A 26,511-nucleotide genomic window follows, 5' to 3' on the forward strand; every position below is an offset into this window, starting at 1 on the left:
TTTCTACTAAAAAAGTGTTAAAATTGAAGGTTTAAAAAGTTCCGGTGGAGCCAATCCGGTGTTTTTTATTTTATAAACAATGGAATTATTATCTTGTTCCACTTTTACATCACCCCGAAAATCTGCCATGAAGAAATTACTGCTTTTTGCACCTATATTGTTTATATTCTCGTGTAAAATGGATCCAGCCCGCGACCGTGAAAATCAAAAACTCAACAGCCTGGCTGCCAAATATGTAAAACTGGGGCTCACCATAGGTCAGTATGATTCCGATTTTGTGGATGCATACTATGGGCCCGATTCGCTGAAAACCAAAACAGAGCCAGTCAAGGAGTTCCCGAAGGACAGCCTGCTGGCCGATGCCAATATTTTGATGAATGAGCTGAGGGCGGTATCGTCATCATCTGTAGTAGATTCCAATAAGTTACGTGCCGACTGGATGTCTGATCAGTTGCTGGCTTTTAGTCGCCGGATACGCATTTTTTCTGGCGAGGAACGCCCTTTTGATGAGGAATCACGTGAACTGTTTGGTGTAACGGCCCCGGTGTATACCGAAGACTACTTTAAGGCCCAGATAGCCCAGCTGGACAGTATTTTACCCGGTAAAGGCCGCGTGAACGATCGATTCCAGAAGCTGGCTAATAAGTTCATCATCCCCAAAGATAAACTCGACCCGGTAATTAAAGCAGCCATTGCCGAGGCTCGCAAACGCACGCTGGCACATTATAAACTGCCTGCTAACGAAACCTTTACTCTGGAGTATGTAACCAACAAACCCTGGAGCGGTTACAACTGGTACAAGGGCGGCTATAAAAGCACCGTACAGATCAATACGGATTTAAAAATATTTATCGATAGGGCAATTGACGTGGGCAGCCATGAAAGTTATCCCGGTCACCACGTGTACAATATGCTGCTGGAAAAGAATTTGTATCATGACAAAGGGTGGGTAGAGATCTCACTGTATCCGTTGTTTAGCCCGCAGTCGTTGATTGCAGAAGGGAGCGCTAATTATGGTATCGAGATGGCCTTCCCGGGAGATGAAAAGGTGAAATTTGCCAAGAGCGTGCTACTGCCGCTGGCTGGTTTAGATACGGCTGGTGTTGAACTGTATTTTAAGGCTTTAGCCATTAAGGGTAACCTGAACTATGCCCGTAACGAGGCCGCCAGGGGGCTGGTAAACAATACGATGTCACGTGACAAAGCCAGAACATACTTAACCAAATACTGCCTTATGAATGATGAAACAGCTGATAAATCGCTCAGCTTTATCAAAAAATACCGCAGCTATGTGATCAACTATAATTACGGATTGGACCTGGTGAAAAATTATGTTGAAGGTAACGGCGGCACGGCCAAAGATCCTCAAAAACGCTGGGAATTATTTGGACAACTGCTAAGCCATGAGGTAGCGCCGGCGAGTTTGGTGAAAAAGTAGGGGCGGGTTTTGTCCTCAGCTGATCCCTCGGAAGGACATAAGTTTTTATAAAAAAATCGTTTATACTTCAATGGCTATTTAGCAGACCCTAAGAAGTCAAAATTTAAGACTTTTGTAAGGGTACAATATTTACTGAATAGCCTTGATTTAAATAGAAACTTTGAAGTGAATTTATATAATCATTATTATCCTTTATGTCTAAAATTTTTAATAACTCCACACCGGGTTTTGTTAACGCATAACAATTGAGATTTAGTTTTTGATTGTCCTTGCAAATCCATATAAATGATTCTCGATAGCTGAAGTTATGACCATATTCTTCTTTTGTTAATTCATTATTATTAGTATAATGTTTTAATACATGTACCGGTGGTGCGGTACTAGATAATTCGTGGTTATGATACACTAGCCCAGCAGCACTTAATAATAGTAAATCTTCATAACTAATATCGAAATTAGTGATATCTCCATTGATCTTAAATATTTGACCACTTGTTGTAGAAATCGACGCAAGTTTCAAAAACGTTTCAGCTTCATATTGGGATAAATTGCTGAAAATATCTATGGTCCTTAATGAGAAATTTCCAGGTTGATTAATTTCATTTGCTAATATTTTAGCCCAAAGTAATTGCATTTCGTCTGAAGTAATATCCTGAGCTTTAGTAAAGAACCTGGTTCGCCAATTAGGATCAATTGGTTGTTCTGATACCGTTTCATTAAGGAGATTAGAGGCCTCCTCTACTATATTGTCAATGTTTATTTGACGATTTATTTCTTGATGGTACAATCGTTGTTTGGCTCTCTCTGTCACTTCATATTCGGCATCGGATCTAATTATAGAAGCTTTTGCTTCAGCTTCCGCTATTTTTTCAATTTCATAAGCTTTTGCGTCAGCTTCATTGCGCATCGCTTTGGGCTTATATTTTACCCCAATTGCTGCGCTAACGACTTCTATAAGTTTTGTGATTGGGGCTCCGAATACTTGTATGTCAGCCATGATTTGATAAGGTTTATTTAGAATTAAGTGTAAATATAATTATCATATTAGACATTAATCAAATTTGAATTTCTTTACGTATGTCTCATTAAATATGATGGATACTATGTCCGCAATTTGTTATGACTAAGGCTTTAGCCCACCCCCAATTCCAAATGAATATCCTCCGGTTCAAGGGCAAATAATTCCGGGTTGATCTCTTTGGTGATAACTGCGTCGTTCTTTAAATAAAAATCAACGGTGTTTTTGGTTGGAGTGGCGGATATGTATAGCTTTTCTGCTCCCAGGTTTTTTGCAATGATTTTGCATTGCTCCAGCAGATTTTGCCCTGCTTTTTGTCCACGAATGTTTTTGCTTACGTATAAGATATCCATTTTAAGATAGTTATTCCGGGCACCTCGTTTTACTCCTTCCACAGAGGCAACGCCAACAAGCGTATTTTGGTTAAAAGCGCCGATAACCCTTCCGCCGGTGTCTATCAGTTTGTGCTGCCGACGGATGATCTCCTCGAGTTCATCTTTGTCAAAATGAGTAACTATTTGCTGGTCGGGCCTAAGCTGTAACTCACCGTTCTGCATATAGTAACGTTCCAGTATTTCCTCGGCGCGGTCAATTTCAGCTATACGGTGAAGTTCGGCTGAGTGTAGGTCTCTGTAAATAATGCCCATGATAATTGGGGTTAACAAATGGTGGGTCAAGATAATGATTACTATACAAAAAATGGGGAGCGTAGCAACGGTTTACCCTAAGTGGAATATATTGCTTGCAAATCCGATCAAAATTTGCATTTTTACTGCCAGCCAATTTTTATAAATACCTTTTATGAAATTCAGAATTCTACCTGTTATTGCTTTTGTATTTTTATTTTCGACGTTCGGCGCAAATCTGCACGCGCAAGATAATTTTAAGCCGCAGAAACAATTGTCATCCACCATCAAAAAAAACTTTAAGGATGCGGATGAGCAATATAAATTTCTGGCGAAACAGATAGGTCCGCAGGATTTCCCAAAAACATATCACCCCGATACCAAAAAGCAAGAGAACAGCAATTCGGGCTGGTGGTGCAGTGGTTTTTACCCCGGTAGTTTATTGTATCTGTATGAGCAGGATCATGATCAGTGGTTACTAACCGAAGCTAACCGCATATTAGGTGTACTGGCTAAAGAGCAGTTCAATACGCATACCCATGATTTGGGTTTTATGATGTATTGCAGCTTTGGCAATGCCAATAAAATTGAGCCTAAACCGGAGTATAAACAAATTTTAATTAATAGCGCTAAATCGTTATCAACCCGGTTTAACCCAACTGTAGGCTGTATTAAATCATGGGACTCAAAAAATCCGTCGGATTACCTGGTGATCATCGATAATATGATGAACCTGGAGCTGCTGTTCTGGGCCACGCATGAAACCGGCGATTCCAGCTATTATAAAATAGCAGTTACGCATGCCAACACCACCATGAAAAACCATTTCAGGCCCGATTATAGCTCCTACCATGTGATCAACTACGATGCGCAAACCGGTGCGGTTAAAGAAAAGAAAACCGCGCAGGGCTTTGCCAATGAATCGGCATGGGCCAGAGGGCAAGCATGGGGACTGTATGGTTACACCGTAATGTACCGCGAAACCAAAGACAAAAAATACCTGGAGCAGGCGCAAAACATAGCCCGGTTTATACTGACCAATCCCAATCTTCCGGCGGATAAAATACCTTATTGGGATTACAACGCTACTAATATTCCAAATGCGCTTAAAGATGCTTCGGCTGCTGCTATAGCGGCCTCGGCTTTGCTGGAGCTTTGCCGCTATGCGGATAATGATAAGGGACAGGAGTATTTCAATACGGCCGAAACTATTTTAAAAACTTTATCATCACCCACCTATAAGGCACCCATCGGAACCAATGGTGGTTTTATACTGGAGCATAGTGTAGGGCATTTGCCAGCCAAAAGCGAAGTTGATGTACCTTTAACCTATGCCGATTATTATTTTATTGAGGCGATGAAGAGGTACCAGGATTTTAACATGAAAAAGAAAAATTAATCATAAGTACTGATCGATGGCATTTGGCAAATCCAGGATAGAAGCTTTTAGTGATGGCGTTATTGCCATTATCATTACTATAATGGTGTTGGAGATGAAAGTGCCCCACGGCGAAAGTTTTGCCTCGTTAAAACCACTCATACCTGTTTTTTTAAGTTATATAATAAGTTTTATTTATGTGGGGATATACTGGAATAACCATCATCACATGTTCCACATTGTAAAATCGATTAATGGAGCAGTATTATGGGCCAATCTTCACCTGCTTTTTTGGTTGTCGCTGATACCCTTTGTAACCGGATGGATGGGCGAAAATCATTTTACCCAGTTACCGGTAGCCTGTTATGGATTTGTATTGGCTATGACCGGTACTGCTTACACGATACTGGAAAAAGTGCTGATCAAACATAGTGGAAAAAATTCGCTTATTGCCAATGTGCTGGGGCGCGATTGGAAGGCAAAAAGTTCTGTAGTTATATATGCCGCGGCAATTGGTATATCCTGGCTAAGTCCTGTTATTAGCTTTGTGTTATATGGTGTGGTTGCCGCGCTTTGGTTCATTCCAGATAAAAGGATTGAAAATAAATTAACACGCGAAACAACCGAAATTAAAGAGTAATCATATTAGTTTAGATACCCCTGTAAATAAGTAAAAGATCACCAGTTCGCAAGGAACGGTTTTCCAGAAAGAATAAACTTTATCACACAAATACTGTTATAGCACTTTGTTGTTAACATAATGTAGTGCATTTAAGGATTTAATAAAGTTTAATTATTCGACATTATTACACATTTACTTATGTTTGAAATTACTCATGCTGATGAGAAAGATTTGTTGATGCAGGTGGCTTCGGGTAATGAAAATGCCTTTCGCCAGCTTTTTATGTTGCATCACCAGCAATTGGGGGTACACATGCTGCGTATAACAAACTCCATTGAACTGGCCGAAGAAGTGGTACAGGATGTATTCGTGAAAATATGGTTCACACGCGAATCATTGGTACGTGTTGATAATTTTAAAGCATACCTGTTCGTGATATCTAAAAATCATGCTTTAAACTGTTTAAAAAAGCTGGCAAAGGAGCGTGCCATGATCAGGCAATTGGAAGATGCCGATCGCCCTAACCTCGAAGTGGCTGGTACAGATATGTATTATAACCTGTTGGATGAAGCTATCGACCAGTTACCTCCTCAACAACAAAAAGTGTATCTACTGAGCAGACACGGCCGTTTAAAATATACCGAAATAGCCGATCAGCTGGAGCTATCGCGCGAAACCGTAAAAAAATATTTACAGATAGCAACCCTTTCTATAACCGAGTATGTGCATGAGCACCTGGAAGTTATGGCGTTTTTGTCTATCGCGCTAAAAAGTTTTTTTATTTTTTTTAAGAAGTAATACCCCCTTTTTACCCTGCTTGTTGTCATGTATATGAGGTGTTCCTAAAATCCTCATTTGCCAATTATTTACTATGATAAACAATTACACGGTATGAGTGCATTGAATGCAAGATTACATTATCTTTTTAGCAGTTATTATAATCAAACCGCTACCGAGCAGGAGCGGGATGAGCTGTTTCAAATTATAAATGCCTCAACCAATGATGCTGAACTTACCTCCCTTATTCAGCAGGCATGGAACAATCTGGAAGTAAATGAACCACTTTTTGATCATTCAAAAAGTATGGATATGCTCAATAATATCCTTAAAAATGGCAATCAGGACGATATACATATTATTAAGCCTCCAGACGATCATAAATTATGGCTGCGGTTAGGTACGGCTGCTGCCTTGATGATCTTTTTGGGTTTAGGGGCCTATGTTTTGATCAATAAAAAAAAACCATCCGACCAAAAAAAGAATATAGCTAAAATGCAGCACAGGCATGATGCTTTACCTGGTGGCAACAGGGCTTTATTGACATTGGCAAATGGTAAAACGATTTATTTAGATAATGCGCAAAACGGCGTTTTGGCAAAAGAGGGGAGTACACAAATCAATAAAACACATGATGGGCAATTGGTTTATGAAGGAGGTAAAAATGGTGGAGATAGTGGAACGATACCAATGAATACCATTGCTACACCAAGAGGTGGGCAATATCAATTGGTACTTAACGATGGAAGCAAGGTTTGGTTAAATTCGGCATCGTCATTAAGCTTTCCTGCAGTATTTACCGGTAAAACCAGGGACGTGGAAATTACCGGCGAAGCTTATTTTGAAGTAGCCAAAAACGCGGCGATGCCTTTCAGGGTAAAAACCAATCATACCGTTATCGAGGTATTAGGTACCCATTTTAATACCATGGCTTATAATGACGAAGCTGTAATGAAAACCACTTTGCTGGAAGGATCTGTTAAAATAAGCAATAACAACTATACCAGCATTTTAAAACCGGGCCAACAAGCCTCACTAAATCAAAATGGTGCGATCCACGTGGTAAATGATGCTGATGCTGATGATTCGGTAGCCTGGAAAGATGGTTTGTTTCAGTTTACGGATGCCAGTATTCAATCGATCATGAGACAGGTTGCGCGTTGGTACGATGTAGAGGTAAGTTACGAAGGCCAGATCCCGGTTAAGGAATTTACCGGGCGCATATCCCGCAATGTAAAAGCATCAGAACTTTTAGGGATGCTTAAATACGCGGGTGTTAATTTCAAAATAGAAGATAAGCACATTACTATAATGCAATGACCCTGTTTAAAAAAATAAATAAAATCAAAAGACAACTAAACCAAAAGATAACTAACCAATTATTCACCTTAAACAACTCTATGATGGAAGAAATACAAAAAATAAGTTAGCTCCGGCATGGGGGATCCGCAACTTATTATACCTGTTTTTGCCCGGTGTAGTCATACCGCGATGAACATGGCATAGAGGTACATGATATAAAAAAACCGGGAAGTGTTCGCTGCACTTTCCCGGCTAAAATTATCTGGGGTCCCAAAAGAATGCAATCAACGAATTGAATTTAATGTTTAACCCAAACACAACAAACTTATGAATTTTAATTCTAAGGCCACGCCCTTGGCATGGCCTCAATTATCCAAAATAATACTGGCTATGAAGCTAACGGCTATTATTATAATTGCAGCTCTTACCAATGTAAGCGCAAAAAGTTATAGTCAGGTGGTGACCTTGCATCAGAAGAACACTACTGTTGAAAAAGTTCTCAGATCGATCGAAAAACAAACTGGCTATCATTTTTTATATGATAAAAAGGATGTATCAAATACAGGTGGAATAAATGTTGAGGTATCCAATGCCTCGCTTCAGGAAGCACTTGATCAGTGTTTTAAAGATCAGCCCTTAACCTACAAAATATTCCAGGAAACTATTGTTGTTAAAAAGAAGGATGTTACCGCAGTAATCACTCCCGCTGCATTTAAGGTGCAAGGTACCGTGAGTGATGATAAAGGACCGCTCCCGGGTGTAAGTGTCAGGGTGAAGGGCTCAAACGTTGGGGTAGTTACCGATGTGAACGGTAAGTATACTTTGAACGCGCCCGATGCCAATGGAACCCTTGTGTTTAGCTTTGTTGGTTATGTTACACAAGAAGTGCCTATCGCTAATAAAGCTCAGCTTGATGTAAAACTGGTTGAAAGCCCCAAAGCATTAAGCGAAGTGGTGGTTGTAGGTTACGGTACCCAAAAAAGGGTCGACCTTACCGGCTCTGTTGGTAGCGTTGGTGCAAAAGCTTTGCAGGAACGTCCCGCAATTAACGTGGAGCAGGAACTGGCAGGTAAAATTGCCGGTGTAAACGTATCGACTAACTCTGGGGCACCAGGTGGTGAAACCAAGATCCGGATACGTGGTTACAGCTCTATCAATGCCGCAACAGATCCGCTGTATGTAGTAGATGGAGTGGTATGGACAGCAGGCGGCGCGGCGTTGAATCCTAATGATATTGAAACTATTGATGTTTTGAAAGATGCGTCGTCAACGGCCATATACGGTACCCGTGGTGCCAATGGTGTGATCCTGGTAACTACTAAACGTGGTAAAAAGGGTGGTAGTGTAAGTTATGACGCTTATGGAAGCATCAGCTACATGGCCAAAGAGCTGCCCGTGTTAAATTCAAAAGAGTTTTTATCAGTTGAAGACCAATCATATGCCAATATTCCTAAATATGACCCTACTGGCTGGGCTGCAGGAAAATATGTAGATGATGATCCTAAAAAGATACGTACGGCATTGATAGGTAAATTATTTGATCAGAATTTAAATCCGTTATATGACGTTGATTGGCAAAAAGCCACTACGCGTACAGCTTACAGTCAAAATCACAATGTTACGTTTACCGGCGGTTCTGATAATCTTACTTACGGTTTGTTCCTGAATTATGCAGATGATGAAGGTATTATATTGAATAGTTATCAAAGACGTTATAATGCACGATTAACCATTGATCACCAGGTAAAGCCATGGTTAAAAGTTGGTGCTACCATAAACTATAACAGCTCCGAGCAGCGTACAGCAGATGACGGTACAGGTGGTAATAATATTCCGCGCATGCTGATTGAGATGATTCCGATTGTACCTATAAAATACCCAGATGGTACTTACGGTAAAAGAACCGATTATCCAAACATGGAGGGTGGTGACAACCCGGTTGCACAGGCTAATGAGGTAGAAAATCTTTACAGAAAACGTGTATTTAGTGGGAATGGTTATTTAAACTTAAACCTTGCACCAGGCCTGGAGTTCCGCAGTACTTTAGGTGTTACTACGCAGGCTAATTACAACCCACATTTCCAGAGTGGTTTAGTTGGTGGGGCAACGGCAGATCAAAGCAATAGCTCGGCTTCTATAAATGAATATAATGATACTTTTTGGCAGTGGGAAAATCACTTTACCTATAACAAAACATTTAATAAAATACATTCATTAAACGTAGTTTTAGGTACAGAAAGGCAAAACTTTAATGAGCTCAGTGTTGGCTCATCAACATCGGGTTTGGCAGATAATTATTTCCAGTTTTACAACCTTGGAGCAGGGTCAGTACCAGGTACACCGGCATCAGGTTATTACGCCTGGCAGATACAATCGTATTTCGCGAGGGTAAACTATGGTTATAAAGACAAGTATTTGTTAACATTAACTGGTCGTGAAGATGGTTCGTCGCGCTTTGGTACAGGTAAAAAATATGGCTTCTTTCCATCAGCAGCTTTGGCCTGGCGCGTATCTCAGGAAGATTTCATGAAGGATAATAAAACCATTTCAGACCTGAAACTTAGATTTAGCTATGGCTTAACCGGTAACTCTGAAATTGGCCAATACAGATCACAAGCCTCATTACCTATCGGTAGCTATCCGTTTGGTGGAAACCGCAATTCAGCTACAGTAATTGATATCGGCAGCCCTGGTAACCCTGATTTGCAATGGGAAAAAACCTCGGAGTATAACTTCGGCTTGTCATTTGGGGTATTGAATAACAGAATCACCCTTGATGCTGATGCTTATTACAAAAAAACCAAAGCGTTGTTGTTAAATGCACCACTACCTGAAACCAGCGGATTTAATAGTGTTTATAAAAACATTGGTAGTCTTGAAAATGAGGGTATTGAGTTAACGTTGAACACGGTTAACATTAAAACGGATAATTTTAGCTGGAATTCTACATTTAATATCTCCTTCCTGAAAAATAAGATACTACACTTAGGTGCAGCAAATGATGATATTTATCTTGATCCAACGTTCCTTTCACAGTTTAACTTACTGCGTGTTGGTCAGCCTGCCAGTGTTTTTTATGGTTACAAAGTGCTGGGTACCTGGGGTACTGCAGAGGCAGCTGAAGCAGCCAAATTCAACCTGTTGCCTGGAGATTTGAAAATTCAGGATACCAACGGCGATGGCAAAATCACTGTTGCTGACAAACAGATACTGGGTAAATCTACCCCGTCTGGATACGGAACGTTTAGCAACACCTTCCGTTACAAAGCTTTTGATTTGGGTATCGAGCTGCAGTTTAACTATGGCAACCAGATCATGAACTTAACTCGCCACTCTGGTCAGGACCGTACCGGTCAGGCAAACAGCTACGCTACTGTATTAAACGCATGGACGCCTACTAACCAAAATACCAGTATAGCACAGGATCGTCCGGCTTATGTTTATTATCAAACAGAGATCTATTCAACCAAGGTAGAGAGCGGTAACTTCATCCGTGGCCGCAACGTAACCTTAGGCTATAATTTCCCGGATAATCTGGTTAAGAAAATAAAACTAAGCCGTTTAAGAGTGTATGCACAAGGACAAAACCTGTTCCTGATCACCAAGTACACTGGGTATGATCCTGAAACTTCAACCTATAACGGCAGCAGTAACTTTACCCAGGGTATACAATTTTATGATTATCCAAAGCCAAGAACCTTCTTATTGGGTTTAAATGCAAGTTTTTAATTAAATACCTCAATACGTATAATTATGAAATTTAATTTAAAAAAATACAGGATCGGTCTTTCAGCACTGATTGTTATAGCAAGTGTATCTGGTTGCAAAAAATATCTTGATGAAGATAACCGCAGCAACTTTACGCAAGAAAATTATTTTACCTCCGCCAACCAGGCCCGTACTTTTGTGAACGGCATTTATGGAGGTTATATTAATAACATTAATTACGGTCTTTACTTTTTTCAAAATGGAGATGCTTATGGCGAGGCCCCGTTTATTACATTGGAACTTTTTGCCGGACATACCACAACATTGGGGCAAAGCGTAAATAATAAAAAAGTAATAAACGAAAATACCGACCCTACCAACCCTGGCTTTGAAACTGTTTGGAAAAGCTGTTATACGGCCATTGAAGAATCCAATCTTGCTTTGGCACGCATTCCGGCTATCAGTATGGATGCTAACGTTAAAAAGTCGTTATTAGGAGAAGTTTACTTTTTGAGGGCTTTTTATTATTACCATTTGGTAAGGCTATATGGCGATGTTCCATTAATAACACAACCAGTTGATTTATCAAGCCCGCTTTTATACCCGGCTCGTACACCACAGGCACAGGTTTATGACTTGATTGTTAGTGACCTGCTTGCTGCAGAACAGTCTGGTTTACCTAATACCGATCAAACAGGTAAGGTGTCATTAGGCGCTGTACACACCTTGCTTTCAAGTGTTTATTTAACTATGGCCGGTTATCCGTTGCAAAAAACAGAAAACTACCAGAAAGCCGCCGATGAAGCTAAACAAGTATTGCCTTTATATACGCTGTTTACAGATTATGCCTATTTGCATGACAATCCTCACAAAAACCAGGGCGAATTGATATTTCAAAGCCAATACCTGGTAGGTGTTGCCACTAATGCTATAACCCAGTTAACAGTGCCTTTCAATTTACAGGTTGGTGCTTATGGAGACCACCTGGGAGCAATGATCCCGACAGACGCTTTCTTTGCGAGTTATGAGGCCGGGGATAAACGTACACAGGAAAAGCAATTCTATTTTTCTAAATATCCGGATGCCAATAATCCTGCCGATACCATCACTTTTGGCGAGCACTGCCTGTATAAATATTTCCAGGTTGAAAGCTCGGTATCTGGTACTGCTAACAGTGGTAAATGCGATGAAAACTGGACGCTTTTACGTTTACCTGAGGCCATGCTGATTTATGCCGAAGCATCAAATGAGGTAAATGGACCGACAGCCGACGCTTACGACGCGGTTAACCAAATACGTACCCGTGCAAAATTGGCACCATTGAGTGGGTTAACCAAAGATCAGTTTCGTGTAGCTATCTGGAAAGAGCGCTATCATGAATTGGCTTATGAAAACAAAGCTTATTTTGATATTCAACGCACCCATCAGATATATGATGTGAAGAACAATGTGTTTGGTCCGGCAACCTCTACTGCAAATGAGCAAGGGGTGACCATGAAGGATCAATACTATTTGTGGCCGATCCCACAACGCGAGATCGCTACCAATAGTAAATTAACACAAAACACGGGCTGGTAATATTGATCATTAGCATAACAAAAAAGCCCTCCGGTATTCCGGAGGGCTTTTCTATTTAATGCCATTCTTCGTTGTAAACAAATTTGGGCATTTGCCATTTATAACGGATAGATAACAAGCGCAATGCTAAGCCAATAACACATGCCAGTACTATGGCCAATTCAGAACTTCCGCCCATATACTCTATACCTAAATAAGCAGCGCCGGTAACTATCGAAGCGCTGGCATATATCTCCTTATGAAACAGCAGCGGGATATCATTACACAGCACATCCCGAAGCACGCCGCCTGCGCAGCCGGTGATCATTCCACTGAACATCACAATAATGGGAGGGAGGTTTATTTGCTGCGCTATCTGGCAGCCAATAATGGTAAATACTACCAGGCCCAGGGCGTCAAGATATAAGAATAGCTTTTTGAGTTTGGTCATTAACGAGGCGATGATGGCAGCCAATATGGCGGCTCCCGCGGTGATGAGCAGGTATTCGGGGTGCTCAACCCAGCTCATGGGATAATGATTGAATAAAATATTACGTACGGTGCCTCCGCCCAGGGCGGTAACCCAGGCAATAATACAAACGCCCACCCAATCCATATTACGCCTTCCGGCAGATAACGCGGCCGTCATGGCCTCAGCAATAATGGCGATGATGTATAATATATGCAGCATAATGATCCTGGAATTTTAAGCGCGATTAATAGAGACCAAATATAATTATTCGGGATTACTAAATAAACGACGTTTGAACAGACAGTCAAAAGTGGGTTTACATGGTTTACATTTTTTATGGTTTGCATTATTTTAATTAGTTGATATACAGTGACTTAATTGTTATTTATCGATATACTATGGGTGTTTATGTAAACCCACTTTTGGGGCTTTTGCGAGGGGGATTATAGAGAAGATAATATTATTGAGCGAAGGAATTTTGCAAACCCCATCGGGGTTCAAGCTTTGTAGAAAAAGGCCAGCCCCGATGTCAGTGCCGTAGGTACTGCACTCAGGTTGCATACCTACGGCATGCTAAATGCTTATTGTTTGTTCTCTACAAAGCTTTTACTCCTACGGAGTATACTTAACTTGCTGACAATTTGATGGTAATGAGGTGTTTTAAGCTGCTTGCATCATGAAAAAACCGTATAATCCATGGTTTGCTGGCGATCTATTCCTCGGCCTTATTGAGCCAGTTTTTACCTTCGCTGAAGCGGGTTACCAACATGGCCGCGACAGTGTCGCCTGTGGCGTTTAAAAGGGTAGCCATGGGATCAACCAGCGTACCGATGATCATGGCAGGAGGGAGCGCTTCGGGCGGGAAACCGTAGGCGGATATAAACAGCAGCTCGCCGATGTACCCTCCGTTGGGTATACCGCCTTCAACCAGGCTCACCAGCACCGTCATAGCCAGTGCCAGCGCAATAGTATCGGCGCTATTAAAGCTTTTGCCGAACAAGGCAAACACTACTACCATTTTTACGATGGATGAAATGCTTGAGCCATCCTTATGCAGTGTGCCGCCAAGTGGTATAGTAACATTGGCTATCATATCGGGGATGCCCATTTTTTTTGCGGCATCCAGGTTGGCTGGTATGGTAGCTATGCTGCTGCAGGTGCCTACCGCCGTTGCCGATGGTATGATATTATTGCGCCAGTACTTTTTTATTCCTTTTACGCCACCGGCTATAAAAGCGTATAAGCTAAAGATCACCACAAAATAAAAGGCTCCTACACCGTAATACAAACCCATAGAACGGGCATAACCCCCAAACAATTGCGGCCCGAACACACCTACCTGGTAAGCAAAATAGGCCCCCAGGCCAATAGGGCCAAGTTCCATGATGAGGATGAAGATATTTTTAAATACCTCGTTACCGCTATGCAAAAAACGGGCGAATGAAGCTCCTTTTTCGCCCGAGCGCAGAGTGGCAAAACCTATCAGTATCGAAAAAATGATAGCAGCCAGCATACTTTTTCTGGATAGGAGCTGGTAAAATTCGCTGGTGGTAAATAACTGGGTGAGCTGATCGCCAAAAGGTTTTTTAACAATGGCTTCGGTTATGGGGCTGGCCACCAAATGCTGATGAATAGGAAATATCCATGTAGCAATAATGGTTATGATAGCCGCTACAAGCACGGTTGATAAAAAAACCAGGGAGGTGATACCCAGTAAGCGACCAAGACGGTTTGATCCGTCGAGCCCGGCAATGGCCGATGCTATGGCAAAAAATACCAGTGGTACCACCGCCGTAAATAACAGGTTCAGGAAAATATCGCCGATGGGTTTTATCAACTCCACCTTGTTGCCCAAAAGCAATCCGGCTATACTGCCCGCGATAATACCGATCATGAGCATGATAATGCCCTTGTAGTTTTTGAACCAGCTATTCATTGGGCTAATATAATTCTTATATGCCGAAATATACCTGAATGGAGTGTAATGGGGTATAAATCATTCTAAAAAAGGGTGTCATGCTGAGCTCCGTCGAAGCATGGTGGGAAGGCCTCTGCGCTCTACCCTTCGACAGAGCTCAGGGTGACAGCCCTATTTTTTGGATAACTATTTGTTTGCTATATCTAAGCTGCGGGCTAAATACAAGCAGAATTGTGATCAGTTATTAACGAAATCGTATTAGTATTTTTTTATTTGGATTTATTCTAAATAAAAATAACTTTGCGGCGTTTAACCACTATCCGTTTAAACACACATAACTATTGATCTCACACCACTAGCCCCTAACGCAATGACGCATTTTTTACAAAAAAATCATCCCCCCACGTTAAGTTTTATATTTTGGATCTTCTTTTTAACGCTTTGCTTTAGTAGCTACGTTGCATCGGCACAAACACCAACAGGCAGCATAAAAGGTATCGTTAAAACCGGCGATAACGAGCCTATAGGTCTGGCCACACTGCTCATCAAAGAAACCAATCAGCGCACCATGACCAGCGTAAATGGTCGTTTCAACTTTAAAAAAGTAAAACCTGGTACCTATACCTTAGTTGCTTCCTATGTAGGCTCAACCACCAAATTGCAGCAGATCACCGTAGCGGAAAATGCTGAGGCAGTTGCCGAATTTATACTGGAGGATGACAGCAAAAACTTACAGGAAGTAAGTGTGAAAGGTCACAAAACCAATAAATTCCTGAAAAAAGAAACTGAAGATGTGGCCCGTTTACCACTCAAAAACCTGGAGAACCCACAAGTATATAGTGTAGTAACCAGCGAACTGATGAAAGAGCAGGTTGTAACCAGTTATGTTGATGGCTTTAAAAATATCCCTGGTACAGGTGTGCCATTAGTATACAACAACGGGCGTACAACACTTTTGTCACGTGGTTTCACTACTGGTAACTTTATCCGTAACAGCGTAGCCGGCTATAACTTTAATGCGATTGACCCTGCCGACATTGAAAAGATAGAAGCTATCAAAGGTCCTACAGGCACACTGTTTAACAGTAGCTTAGCCTCATTTGGCGGTTTATTTAACCGCGTTACTAAGCAGCCTTTTGGTACACCGCGTACCGAGATAAGCTACAATACCGGCAGTTTTGACCTGAACCGCTTAACCGCCGATATAAACACGCCATTGAACCAGGATAAAACATTATTATTTAGGGTTAATACCGCCCTGCACACCGAACACAGCTTTCAGGATGCCGGTTATACCCGCAGCTTTTTTGTAGCGCCGAGCATCACTTACATCATTAATGACCGTTTATCTGTTGATGTTGATGCGGAGATAGGTAACGGCAGCGCCACATCTGCTTACCGCCTGGCACCGGATCCTAAAGCTAAAATATACAATATTAAAGATCTGGGTATTGATTATAAACGCTCATTTGCCAATAATAATCTGGATTACCAGAGTAGGCAGATCGATCTATACGCCTTAGTAAACTATAAAATATCTGATAGCTGGAAATCACAAACCATGTTTAACAAAACCTTCTCTACAACCAAGGGGTATGTTACGGCAATGACTATAGCTGATACGGGTATAAGAAGGCAAGTAACTAAAGAGGATTATCCGTATTACATCACCAACGTACAACAGAATTTTATTGGCGATTTTAAGATAGGTAAATTCCGCAACCGTATTGTTACTGGTTTTGAGTACTACAGCCAAAAAAGCAATTTTACGAATGCCGTAGTAAATATGCCATTGATCAACTACAAAAATCCAAGAGCAGCTTACAATAATTATACCCCAGAAAAGGTTTCGGCATTGATCAATGCTCAGGCCCCTAAAGTTGGCGACTATGTACAAAATAACCAAAGCTCATTCGCTGCTTATGTGTCTGATGTGTTCAACATTACCGACAGACTGAACGCCATGGCCAGTCTGCGTATCGACCGTTTTATAAACAAAGGTGCTTATACGCCTGCTGATGGTAAAACCACGGGTAACTTTAACCAAACCGCATTGTCGCCAAAATTTGGTTTGGTTTACCAATTGGTTAAAGATAAGGTATCGTTGTTTGGCAACTATATGAATGGTTTCAACAATGTTACAGCAACCAGCTTTGATAATACGCCATTTAAACCTCAATACGCCAACCAGTGGGAAGGCGGTGTAAAAGTTGATGTGTGGGATCATAAGATCAGTTCAACGGTTAGCTACTATGACATTTCGGTAACCAACACTACGATGGATGATCCGGCACACCCGGGATTTTCAACCCAGGCCGGTACGCAGTTAAGTAAAGGTATTGAGGCTGAATTGATAGCTAACCCTTTTGCCGGCTTTAACATTGTGGGGGGCTTTGCTTATAACAACAGTAAAATAACCAGTGCAGCGGCTGGTACAGGTATACAAGGTTTACGCCCCGCGGCATCGGGTCCGGCACGCTTGGCTAACTTATGGGCAAGCTACCGTATTACCAATGGTAAGATGGAGGGTTTGGGTTTTGGCGTTGGTGGTAACTACGGCAGCTCTTCATACCAAACCAACACAGCAACGTTTAAATTTACTATACCATCCTATACCACGGTTGATGCGACAGCTTTTTATGATCAGCCTAAATACCGCATTGGTGTAAAACTGGATAACTTGACTAACGAAAAATACTGGTCGTTTCGTTTAGCACCGCAAAACCCAACCCGGTTTACGCTTAACCTAACGCTTAAAATGTAAGCTGTTTAAATATGATAAAAAGCCTGCTGATCGTCAGCAGGCTTTTTTGTTTTTATCTTATTGGAGACGCAGATATGCGTCTCTATGTCTTGTTTTTAATGTAGAGACACATATTTGTGTCTCCCGATAAACCAAATTATTATATTAGCGATCAATTTTAACCACCGATGCAGATTGAACAGGCCCGGGAATTTATACTGGATAAACTAAAAAAAGAGCTTCCTGAATGTTTTCATTATCATAATGCCGATCATGCTGTGGATGTGTACACCGCGTCGAAACAACTGGCGCAAAGTGAGGGAATAGGCGAGGAGGAAATCCAACTGTTGCTTACTGCGGCTTTGTTTCATGACTCGGGATTTTTAGCAGGGCAAAAAGATCATGAAAGTAAATCATGCGTTAATGCCCGTTTATACCTACCCAACTTTGGTTATACCAGTGAAGAGATAGGCAGGATATGCGATATTATTATGGCGACCAAAATGCCGCAAAATCCTCAGGATCATTTAGGTGAAATTATTTGTGATGCAGATTTGGATTATTTAGGCCGGAATGATTTTTTTGTACTCAGTAAAAAGCTATTTTCGGAACTTGTAATAACCGATGGTTTGAAGACCGAACAGGACTGGGATAAACAGCAGATCGTTTTTCTGAAAAGTCATCATTATTTTACCAAAACAGCCATCGAATTGCGCGGCCCGGTGAAGCAGCTGCATTTAGAAGAGATCATTAAAAGAACAGTTTAAAATATAATTCATGACCAAACCGGAACACAGTTTACCCGAAATAATTAAGGATGTTGTAACCGTAACCATAGGGATATTATTTTGCGGTTTTGCCCTCAAAGGTTTTTTGGTACCCAACAGCTTTTTTGATGGTGGTGTTACCGGTATATCGCTGCTGATACATGAATTGTATCATAAGAATATCGCATTTGTTATTGTAGTAGCTAATATTCCCTTCATTATTATGGGGATGTTCCAGGTTAATAAGACATTCGCGCTTAAAACCTTTGCCTGTGTGGTTGCACTGGGCATTTGTTTGCATTATGTACCATACCCGGTTATCACTTCTGATAAACTACTGGTATCTATATTTGGCGGGGTGTTCATGGGTTTAGGTGTAGGCCTGTCCATCCGAGGCGGCTGCGCATTGGATGGTATTGAAATATTAGCTCTTTATACCTTAAAACGGAGCAGTTTTACCATCAGCGAGATCATCCTGGGTATTAACATTATCATTTTCTTAATAGCAGCCTTTAAGCTTGGATTGCCAACCGCGCTGTATTCCATATTAACCTATTATACTGCCTCACGCACCATCAGCTTTGTGATTGATGGCCTGGAAGAGTACACGGCCGTAAATATCATATCGGGCCAGAGCGAGATCATTAAAGAAAGGCTGGTGATGGAACTGGGCCGGGGAATCACCGTTTACAAAGGCGAGCGTGGCTTTTTAAAAGAAAGCTTTGACGTTCACCAACCGGTGGATATCATCTTTACCGTAATAACCCGCTTTGAAGTACGCAGGCTAAAAAACCTGGTTCACAGCATCGATCCCAAAGCCTTCGTATTTACCAACAGCATCAAGGAAGCAGCCGGCGGTGTATTGAAGAAACGGGTTAGGGAGCATTAAATAAGTCAGAAGTCAAAATTAAAAAGTCAAAAGTATTTGATTCTTAAAGTTGACTCAAAACTCATCACTCACTACTCAAAACTAACTCACCACCTCGTATATCTCCACCGGTTTAGCTTTGTTTTTCAGACTTACTTCGCCAATTTTGTTGAGTTCGAATGATTCTTTTGCCTTTTCGTAAACATCGTGGGTAACGATGATCTGGTTGGCTTGCGCAACCGACTGTAAGCGTTGGGCCAGGTTAACGGCATCGCCTATTACGGTATAATCCAGGCGTTTTAAAGAGGCCGAACCGATATTGCCAGAAATCATTTCGCCAGAATTGATACCTATGGAAACTTCGGGTTTAAATATTTTGTCGCCATAAACTATGGGTTCGGCAGCATGCATTTTTTCACGAACAGCAAGCGCAGCGTCGATAGCCCTATCGAGGTGATATTCACCCCGGAAGACAGCCATTACGGCATCACCCATAAATTTATCGATATGTCCGTTTTGCGCTATGATCTCCTTCACCATAGCATCAAATAATTTATTAATCAACCCCACCACGGTATTGGCGGGTACATGCTCAGAAATGGCTGTAAAACCGCATATATCAATAAATATAACAGTTCCGTCAATAGTTTCGTTAGAGAGCAGGCTGGTTTCAAACTCCTTATGAGTCATAAAGTTCAACACATTCTCATCCACATACATACGTAATATGTTGTTCTCTTTGATAGCCTGCATGGTTTTTTTGAGTTCGATAACATGCAACAGTGTTTTTTCGATAGTGATATCCAGATCTTCGAAATTAACAGGTTTCACCACAAAATCAAATGCTCCCCGGTTCATGGCCGTGCGGATGTTGTCCATATCGCTATAGGCCGATACCATAACTGCTTTCAAAATAGGGTTGGCCTCAGGCAGTTTGGTAAGCAGGGTAAGGCCATCCATTTCGGGCATGTTGATGTCGCTTAAAACCACATCAATATCAGGTTGTTCGGCCAATTTTTTTAGCGCGTCGTAACCATTCTGGGCAAATACAAAATCAAATACCTTTTCTCTGATCTTTTTCCTGAATTTCTGTTTGATGAGTAACTCCAGGTCCGATTCATCATCAACCACCAGTATCTTGGCCATTATTGTTCTATGTGTTTTAGTTTGTCTTTCAAATTATTGAAATCAAGGGGCTTGGTTAAAAAATCATTGGCACCCAGCTCCATAGATTGTCTGTAGTTCTCGTCATCGCCATAGGCGGTTATCATCATCACTACCGGTGGTGGTTTTTCGTAAGTGCTCCTGATATTCCTGAGCAATTCCAGCCCGCTCATGCCCGGCATATTGATATCTGATAAAATAAGGATCACTTCAGAGTGATTTTGCTCCAGGTATTCCATGGCCTCTTCACCTGATAGCGCGAAGGTAAACATCATTTCGCCGCTTTTGATCTCCTTGCGGAAACGCTGGGTAAATAATGGCTGTACATCGGCCTCATCATCAACAACAAGTATCTTCAATTTAGTTAGTGAATTAATTTAATTAGTGAATTAGTGATTTATTGAATTAGTGATAAAAAAAATATCATGCTATATTCGTTGTTTTTCAAGTTCTTGTCCCAAGTCCTTGCGCTTTGTTCCCCAAATCCTTACTCCAAAATCCTAGCCATTTAGCGGTATGGTGATGGTGAATTTGGCAAATTCTCCTTCCTGGGTATCTACCTTTAATTCGCCGTTATGGGCTTTGGTGATGATATCATAGCTCATGGATAAACCCAGACCGGTTCCCTGCCCGGTAGGTTTGGTGGTAAAAAACGGCTGATAGATCTTATCCAGCACTTTTTGAGGGATCCCCATGCCATTGTCACTTACCGTGATTTCAACCGCGTTGTGGCCATTGGCGAGTGTTACGCGTTTGGTGGTCACATTTACCATGGGCTCATAGCCTTCGCCTTTAAGTCTTTTCTTTTCGGCCACGGAGTAAAACGAGTTGTTGTACAAGTTAAGCAATACCCGCCCAAGATCCTGTGCCATGGCATCCACCTGGCCAATGGTTTCATCAAAACTGGTTCTCATGCCGGCGTTAAATGATTTGTCCTTAGCGCGCAGACCGTGATAGCTTAAACGCAGATACTCATCGGCCAGGGCATTAATATCAGTAGGCTCTTTTTTACTGGTTGACGCGCGCGAGTGCTGCAGCATACCTTTCACAATAGCATCGGCACGTTTACCATGCTGGTTTATTTTTGAAAGGTTTTGGGTAAGATCGTTGATGATGTCGTCCGCCTCTTCTTTGGCATCATCTGATAGCTTGCTTAAAATATCTTCTTTAAGCTCATCCAGTAGTTCGATACTTACCTCGCTAAAGTTATTAACAAAGTTTAATGGGTTTTGTATTTCATGAGCAATACCGGCGGTAAGCTCGCCCAGTGATGCCATTTTCTCTTGTTGTACCAGTTGTGCCTGAGTGCTTTTGAGTTCGGCCAGGGTTTGTTGCAGTTCTTCTTTTTGTTGGGTAAGTTCGGCGGTACGTTCCCGTACCTGGCTCTCCAGGTTAACCTTCATGGCCGCCATCATACGGTTCTGCTCTTCCTCGTTACGGCGTTTGGTGCGCTCAATCTCCAACGCTTTGTTTTGCCGGCGATTGATAAACCACATCGCACAAAACCAGATTACCGCAAACCAGATGGCACTCTCCATAAAAGTGTCGATGCTCTCGTAAAGCTTGGGGAACAAGTGCTCGCAGGCAAAAGTAAGAAAGCCAACCGCAACAATAGGGATCACCGCGTTAACAAGAGACCGGCTCGATTTAAATTCCTCTACCGTATAAGGAAGCGCCGTAACCCCGGCAGCTAATACATAAATAAGCAACTGAAAAATTGGCCTGCTCTCATAATTAAAGCTCATGCCCATAAGCGCGATCGCGGTACACATCGCGTACAGCAGGTATTGTGACCACGGTGAATTGATACCATCCCGCTTTAGGTTTTTACGTAGTTGTGTACATAAGAAAAAGGTAATAAGCGCCGAAAATCCCGCCATATGTCAATTCAGTTAGTGCTGGTATGGTTAATAGTGATCAGTTTTTAAAACTAAATATTTAATTTGAATATATTAAATGTATAGCTCTCTGATGTTATGTTTTTGTTACTCCGTCATCCCGGTTTTATACGTACAGTGTGGTGATCCGGTTTATGTTTTTAATTGCCTGCGAAAAATACAAGTTTTCGAAACGTGTTTTGTTATCATTTTTTAAAATCGTACGCATAAGTATTTTCTTTTTTTAGGTGATGATGAATTGATAATTTGAGAGAAAATACATTACCTTAGCATTATGTTCATACAATAGAACAATTATAAACACATGGAGAAATCGAGAAGAAATTTTATAAAGAATTCGGCCATTGCATCCGCCCTGGTTGCCGCCGCGCCTGCTAAAAGTTTTGCTATATTACATCAGGATATGAAACCAAACGACCAAACTATAGGCCAGGGAGAGTTTACCTACAAGGCCGATAAAAACTGGGCCAAGATCAGCGTAAACAGTAACCCGCTGGCCAATTGCCACGAAATGGTACAAGACAGCAAAGGCCGCCTCATTATGCTGGGCGACCATACCCACAACAACATCCTGATATTTGATAAATCGGGCAAACTGCTTGATTATTGGGGCACATCGCTACCCGGGGGGCATGGTTTAAGCATCAGCAAAGAAGGCGGCGAAGATTTTTTATTGCTGACCGATTGCGGATGGGCCCTGGACAGAACGGGCAATAACTATGGTCAATCGGGCCAGGTGTTGAAAACCACGCTCGATGGTAAGCTGATCTTCGCGATAGGCCACCCACGCACCATTGGTATTTATAAGGATGACGAGCCTTTTAAACCCACCGAAACCGCAGTAGCCCCTAATGGCGATATTTACGTGGCGGATGGTTACGGCTCTGATTATATTATCCATTACAACAGCAAGGGGCAATATATTAATCACTTTGGCGGGCATCACAATACCAATAAGGATCATAACCTGGTGAATGCGCATGGTATAACGGTTGACACCCGTGACAAAAATAATCCAACACTGATATGTACCTCGCGCGAGGAAAACTGCTTTAAAATATTTACGCTCGATGGTAAATTCATCAAACGCATCGATTTGCCGGGTATGTATGTATGCCGCGCGGTGATCAACGAACAAAATATTTATGCCGGTGTATGCTGGTCGAAAGACGCGGCTGGGAAACGTTTTGATTACTCGGGCTTTGTAACCGTATTGGATGCGAACAATAAAGTAGTATCAAATCCAGGCGGAGCTGCTCCTGTTTACAAAAATGGCGTATTACAGCAAACTTTACAGGCGGTCAACCCAGTTTTTCAGCACGGCCATGACGTTTGTGTGGATGAGGATAAAAACGTTTACGTATGCCAGTGGAATGCTTATCACACCGCTCCGGTGAAGTTGACACGGGTGTAAAAGAGCTCCTTGGATTTATATCACCCCTTGTCATTCTGAGGAACGAAGAATCTATTCTCCGTGAAGCATGGTTCATGAATAGATGCTTCGTTCCTCAGCATGACAAACTTTTTGTAATCACCCCACATTCATTGTAAAAAAGACGTTAATAACAACCCGTAGTACCATAAAACCGGGCTAAATCATAAATTTGCTATCGTTTCCATATATAATCCATCAACATCGTGTTTTAATCTATGTCGGGCAATTGGGTTCGGGTATATTTTTACCAACCGTTAAATTGTTAAACAAAAGCACACGGTGCCGGTCGGTTATCAAAAACCTTAGTAAATAAAACATGCTCAAAAAGAACATATTAAAAATTGCAGGTATCAGCCTGTCGTTATCTGTCAGTACCACTTTATTCGCCCAGCAAAAACAACTGGCCGACTATGTGAACCCCTTTATAGGCGCCAGTACCAATATGCAATCGGCGGGCAATCCGGCCGGTTTGGGTAAAACTTTTCCGGGGGCTGCCGTATCGTTTGGCATGGTGCAGGTAAGTCCCAACACCATCACGGGTGGCGATAATGGGCCGGGTTATAGTTATGAGCATAAAACCATAGAAGGCTTTGCCCTTAACCAAATGAGCGGCGTTGGCTGGTATGGCGATCTGGGGAATTTCCTGGTGATGCCTACCGCAGGCACGTTAAAAACCAGCGCGGGTAAGGAGGGCAATCATGATGGATACCGGTCTTATTATGATAAAACCAGCGAAAAAGCATCTGCCGGTTATTATTCGGTATTGCTCACCGATCATCAGATCAAATCTGAACTTACGGCTACGCCGCATTGCGGTATCATGAGGTTTACGTTCCCTAAAGGCAGTGGCTCGCGGATTCAGATAGACCTGGCACGCCGTGTTGGTGGCACTTCGGTTAATCAGTATGTAAAAGTGGTCGACGATCATACCATACAGGGCTGGATAAAATGTACACCCGAAGGTGGTGGCTGGGGCAATGGTGCCGGGCATGCTTTTTATACCGTTTACTTTTACGCTCAATTCAATAAGCCGCTAAAAGAATACGGTGTTTGGAGTGCCAATATCCCGCAGGGCCAAACCCGCAAACTGGAAGATATTGAAAGTGCTAAATATCAGGACATTATCGCTCATGCTGCCATATTGCCCGGCACAAAAGAAAAGCTAGGCAAACACCTGGGCTTTTATACCGATTTTGATACTAAAGCCAATGAACAGGTGATATTAAAAACGGGTATTTCCTATAACAGTATTGAAGGGGCAAAAAATAATCTGGAAACCGAAATTAAAGACTTTGATTTTGACAAGGTACATCAACAGGCCCGGGCCTTGTGGAACAAGGCCTTATCGAAAATACAGGTAACCGGCGGCACAACCGAAGAAAAATATAATTTTTATACCGCCATGTACCACACGATGATAGATCCGCGCACGTTTCAGGATGTTGACGGGAAATATCCCGGCGGTGATCTGAAAGCTCATGTGGCCGATCATTTTACCAAGCGTACTATCTTTAGTGGCTGGGATGTGTTCCGCAGCCAGATGCCTTTGCAAACGCTCATCAATCCGGGTTTGGTAAATGATCTCATCAATTCGCAGGTTACGCTGGCGACCGAAAATGGCTCACATTTTTTTGATCGATGGGAGTTGTTGAACGCGTACAGTGGTTGTATGATCGGTAGCCCGTCCATATCTGTTATTGCCGATGCCTACGCCAAAGGCATCCGCGGCTATGATGTGAACAAAGCGTATGAATACAGTGTGAATACCAATACTAAGGACGGCAATGGTACCCGCGGTTTTACCACCGGTGGTAACAGTATATCCGGCACGTTGGAGTATGCTTATTTTGATTGGTGTATAGCCCAACTGGCCAAATCGCTCGGTAAAAAAGAAGATGCCGCTAAATACACCGAAAAAGCCCTGGCCTATAAAAATGTATGGGATAAAGATAAAAACTGGTTCCGCCCGAAAAAGGATAATGGCGACTGGCAGGAGTGGCCCGCCGCCGGCAGGTTGCAGCAGGGTTATGGTACGGTAGAAAGCAATCCATACCAGCAGGGCTGGTTTGTTCCGCAGGATGTTGAAGGCCTGGCCAAACTACTGGGCGGCAATGAAAAAGCCATAGCCGACCTGACCAACTTTTTTGAAAAAGCCCCCGCCAATTTGCTTTGGAACGATTATTACAACCACGCCAACGAACCGGTGCACCATGTGCCATTTTTATTTAACCGTTTAGGCGCGCCATGGTTAACTCAAAAGTGGACAAGGATCATTTGCCAGCGTGCTTATCATAACAAAGTGGAGGGTTTGGTAGGTAATGAAGATGTGGGCCAAATGTCGGCCTGGTATGTGCTGGCGGCAAGCGGGATAGCGCAGGTATGCCCCGGCGATACGCGATACGAGATTACCAGCCCGGTATTCAGCAAAGTAAAAATCAACCTTGATCCTAAATATGCCAAAGGCAAGGCGTTTACTATAGTGGCTAAAAATAATTCGGCCGCTAATCTGTATATTCAAAGCGCTACGCTCAACGGCAGGCCGTATCGTCACTGCTATCTGGATTATGTAGCTATCGCGTCAGGTGCTACATTGGAACTGGTGATGGGGCCTAAGCCTAATAAGGCATGGGGGAGGTAGGATGTAGACTCACCCAGCTTGGGCGAGGGTGAATCCTTTTCCCCACGCGTCATTGCGAGGAGGAACGACGTGGCAATCCCCGATGAGCAGAGCCGCTCTGTATTTTAGGGATTGCCACGCTGCGCTCCTTTAGATTAGCATAATTATTATATTGAATTATTTGATTGAGAAAGAAGCAGGGT

General features: G+C 42.2%; 19 protein-coding genes. 12 read left to right on the plus strand and 7 right to left on the minus strand.

Annotation, left to right across the window (positions count from 1 at the left end; translation table 11 throughout):
• Positions 1 to 127: 127 nt before the first annotated feature.
• Positions 128 to 1,438, plus strand: a complete 1,311-nt coding sequence (locus tag FHW89_RS20410) for a hypothetical protein (RefSeq protein ID WP_172336887.1) — start codon at positions 128 to 130, stop codon at positions 1,436 to 1,438.
• Between the two features lie 103 nt (positions 1,439 to 1,541).
• On the opposite strand, the gene FHW89_RS20415 is transcribed toward FHW89_RS20410, so the two are convergent.
• Together FHW89_RS20415 and FHW89_RS20420 are read right to left on the minus strand one after the other, a co-directional pair.
• Positions 1,542 to 2,435 (minus strand): DUF2806 domain-containing protein, encoded by an 894-nt coding sequence (locus FHW89_RS20415; protein WP_172336888.1) that lies wholly within the window; start codon positions 2,433 to 2,435, stop codon positions 1,542 to 1,544.
• Between the two features lie 134 nt (positions 2,436 to 2,569).
• On the minus strand, positions 2,570 to 3,103 hold the full coding sequence (locus tag FHW89_RS20420; RefSeq protein ID WP_172336889.1) for a GNAT family N-acetyltransferase: 534 nt from the start codon (positions 3,101 to 3,103) through the stop codon (positions 2,570 to 2,572).
• A 154-nt stretch (positions 3,104 to 3,257) separates the two neighbouring features.
• On the opposite strand from FHW89_RS20420, the gene FHW89_RS20425 reads away from it, so the two are divergent.
• From FHW89_RS20425 to FHW89_RS20450, 6 genes are all read left to right on the plus strand, one after another.
• A complete protein-coding gene (locus tag FHW89_RS20425) occupies positions 3,258 to 4,481 on the plus strand; it encodes a glycoside hydrolase family 88 protein (protein ID WP_172336890.1) in 1,224 nt (407 codons plus the stop codon).
• Positions 4,482 to 4,497: 16 nt separating this feature from the next.
• The gene (locus FHW89_RS20430) at positions 4,498 to 5,100 is read left to right on the plus strand and encodes a TMEM175 family protein (protein ID WP_172336891.1); all 603 of its coding nucleotides are present in this window, start codon (positions 4,498 to 4,500) and stop codon (positions 5,098 to 5,100) included.
• Between the two features lie 180 nt (positions 5,101 to 5,280).
• A complete protein-coding gene (locus FHW89_RS20435) occupies positions 5,281 to 5,880 on the plus strand; it encodes an RNA polymerase sigma factor (RefSeq protein ID WP_172336892.1) in 600 nt (199 codons plus the stop codon).
• Between the two features lie 93 nt (positions 5,881 to 5,973).
• On the plus strand, positions 5,974 to 7,179 hold the full coding sequence (locus tag FHW89_RS20440; RefSeq protein WP_172336893.1) for a FecR family protein: 1,206 nt from the start codon (positions 5,974 to 5,976) through the stop codon (positions 7,177 to 7,179).
• Between the two features lie 309 nt (positions 7,180 to 7,488).
• The gene (locus FHW89_RS20445) at positions 7,489 to 10,890 is read left to right on the plus strand and encodes a TonB-dependent receptor (RefSeq protein WP_172336894.1); all 3,402 of its coding nucleotides are present in this window, start codon (positions 7,489 to 7,491) and stop codon (positions 10,888 to 10,890) included.
• A 24-nt stretch (positions 10,891 to 10,914) separates the two neighbouring features.
• A complete protein-coding gene (locus FHW89_RS20450) occupies positions 10,915 to 12,447 on the plus strand; it encodes a RagB/SusD family nutrient uptake outer membrane protein (RefSeq protein ID WP_172336895.1) in 1,533 nt (510 codons plus the stop codon).
• Between the two features lie 55 nt (positions 12,448 to 12,502).
• Here the strand turns inward: FHW89_RS20450 and FHW89_RS20455 are convergent, their stop codons facing one another.
• Together FHW89_RS20455 and FHW89_RS20460 are read right to left on the minus strand one after the other, a co-directional pair.
• Complete coding sequence (locus FHW89_RS20455) at positions 12,503 to 13,117, minus strand: trimeric intracellular cation channel family protein (RefSeq protein WP_172336896.1); 615 nt, start codon at positions 13,115 to 13,117, stop codon at positions 12,503 to 12,505.
• A 493-nt stretch (positions 13,118 to 13,610) separates the two neighbouring features.
• Positions 13,611 to 14,834: a dicarboxylate/amino acid:cation symporter gene (locus tag FHW89_RS20460; protein ID WP_172336897.1), complete on the minus strand. Its 1,224-nt coding sequence runs from the start codon at positions 14,832 to 14,834 to the stop codon at positions 13,611 to 13,613.
• Positions 14,835 to 15,186: 352 nt separating this feature from the next.
• Here FHW89_RS20460 and FHW89_RS20465 point away from each other — a divergent pair, with 352 nt between their 5' ends.
• From FHW89_RS20465 to FHW89_RS20475, 3 genes are all read left to right on the plus strand, one after another.
• Complete coding sequence (locus FHW89_RS20465) at positions 15,187 to 17,580, plus strand: TonB-dependent receptor (protein ID WP_172336898.1); 2,394 nt, start codon at positions 15,187 to 15,189, stop codon at positions 17,578 to 17,580.
• A 167-nt stretch (positions 17,581 to 17,747) separates the two neighbouring features.
• Positions 17,748 to 18,326: an HD domain-containing protein gene (locus tag FHW89_RS20470; protein WP_172336899.1), complete on the plus strand. Its 579-nt coding sequence runs from the start codon at positions 17,748 to 17,750 to the stop codon at positions 18,324 to 18,326.
• A gap of 10 nt (positions 18,327 to 18,336) precedes the next feature.
• The gene (locus FHW89_RS20475) at positions 18,337 to 19,215 is read left to right on the plus strand and encodes a YitT family protein (RefSeq protein ID WP_172336900.1); all 879 of its coding nucleotides are present in this window, start codon (positions 18,337 to 18,339) and stop codon (positions 19,213 to 19,215) included.
• Between the two features lie 81 nt (positions 19,216 to 19,296).
• On the opposite strand, the gene FHW89_RS20480 is transcribed toward FHW89_RS20475, so the two are convergent.
• The 3 genes from FHW89_RS20480 to FHW89_RS20490 all read right to left on the minus strand — a co-directional run bounded on the left by FHW89_RS20480 (position 19,297) and on the right by FHW89_RS20490 (position 22,238).
• The gene (locus FHW89_RS20480) at positions 19,297 to 20,340 is read right to left on the minus strand and encodes an adenylate/guanylate cyclase domain-containing response regulator (protein ID WP_172336901.1); all 1,044 of its coding nucleotides are present in this window, start codon (positions 20,338 to 20,340) and stop codon (positions 19,297 to 19,299) included.
• A complete protein-coding gene (locus FHW89_RS20485) occupies positions 20,340 to 20,717 on the minus strand; it encodes a response regulator (protein ID WP_172336902.1) in 378 nt (125 codons plus the stop codon). Before FHW89_RS20485 ends, FHW89_RS20480 begins: the two co-directional genes overlap by 1 nt.
• Before the next feature lie 141 nt (positions 20,718 to 20,858).
• Positions 20,859 to 22,238, minus strand: a complete 1,380-nt coding sequence (locus FHW89_RS20490; protein ID WP_172336903.1) for an ATP-binding protein — start codon at positions 22,236 to 22,238, stop codon at positions 20,859 to 20,861.
• Positions 22,239 to 22,560: 322 nt separating this feature from the next.
• Between FHW89_RS20490 and FHW89_RS20495 the strand changes: the two genes are divergently transcribed.
• Both FHW89_RS20495 and FHW89_RS20500 read left to right on the plus strand, forming a co-directional pair.
• On the plus strand, positions 22,561 to 23,670 hold the full coding sequence (locus FHW89_RS20495) for a twin-arginine translocation signal domain-containing protein (protein ID WP_172336904.1): 1,110 nt from the start codon (positions 22,561 to 22,563) through the stop codon (positions 23,668 to 23,670).
• 337 nt (positions 23,671 to 24,007) lie between these two features.
• Entirely contained in the window at positions 24,008 to 26,329 is a 2,322-nt protein-coding gene (locus FHW89_RS20500; protein WP_172336905.1) for a GH92 family glycosyl hydrolase, read from the plus strand.
• Positions 26,330 to 26,511 lie beyond the last annotated feature (182 nt).

This window comes from Mucilaginibacter sp. SG564, from assembly GCF_013149275.1.
GTDB lineage: Bacteria > Bacteroidota > Bacteroidia > Sphingobacteriales > Sphingobacteriaceae > Mucilaginibacter.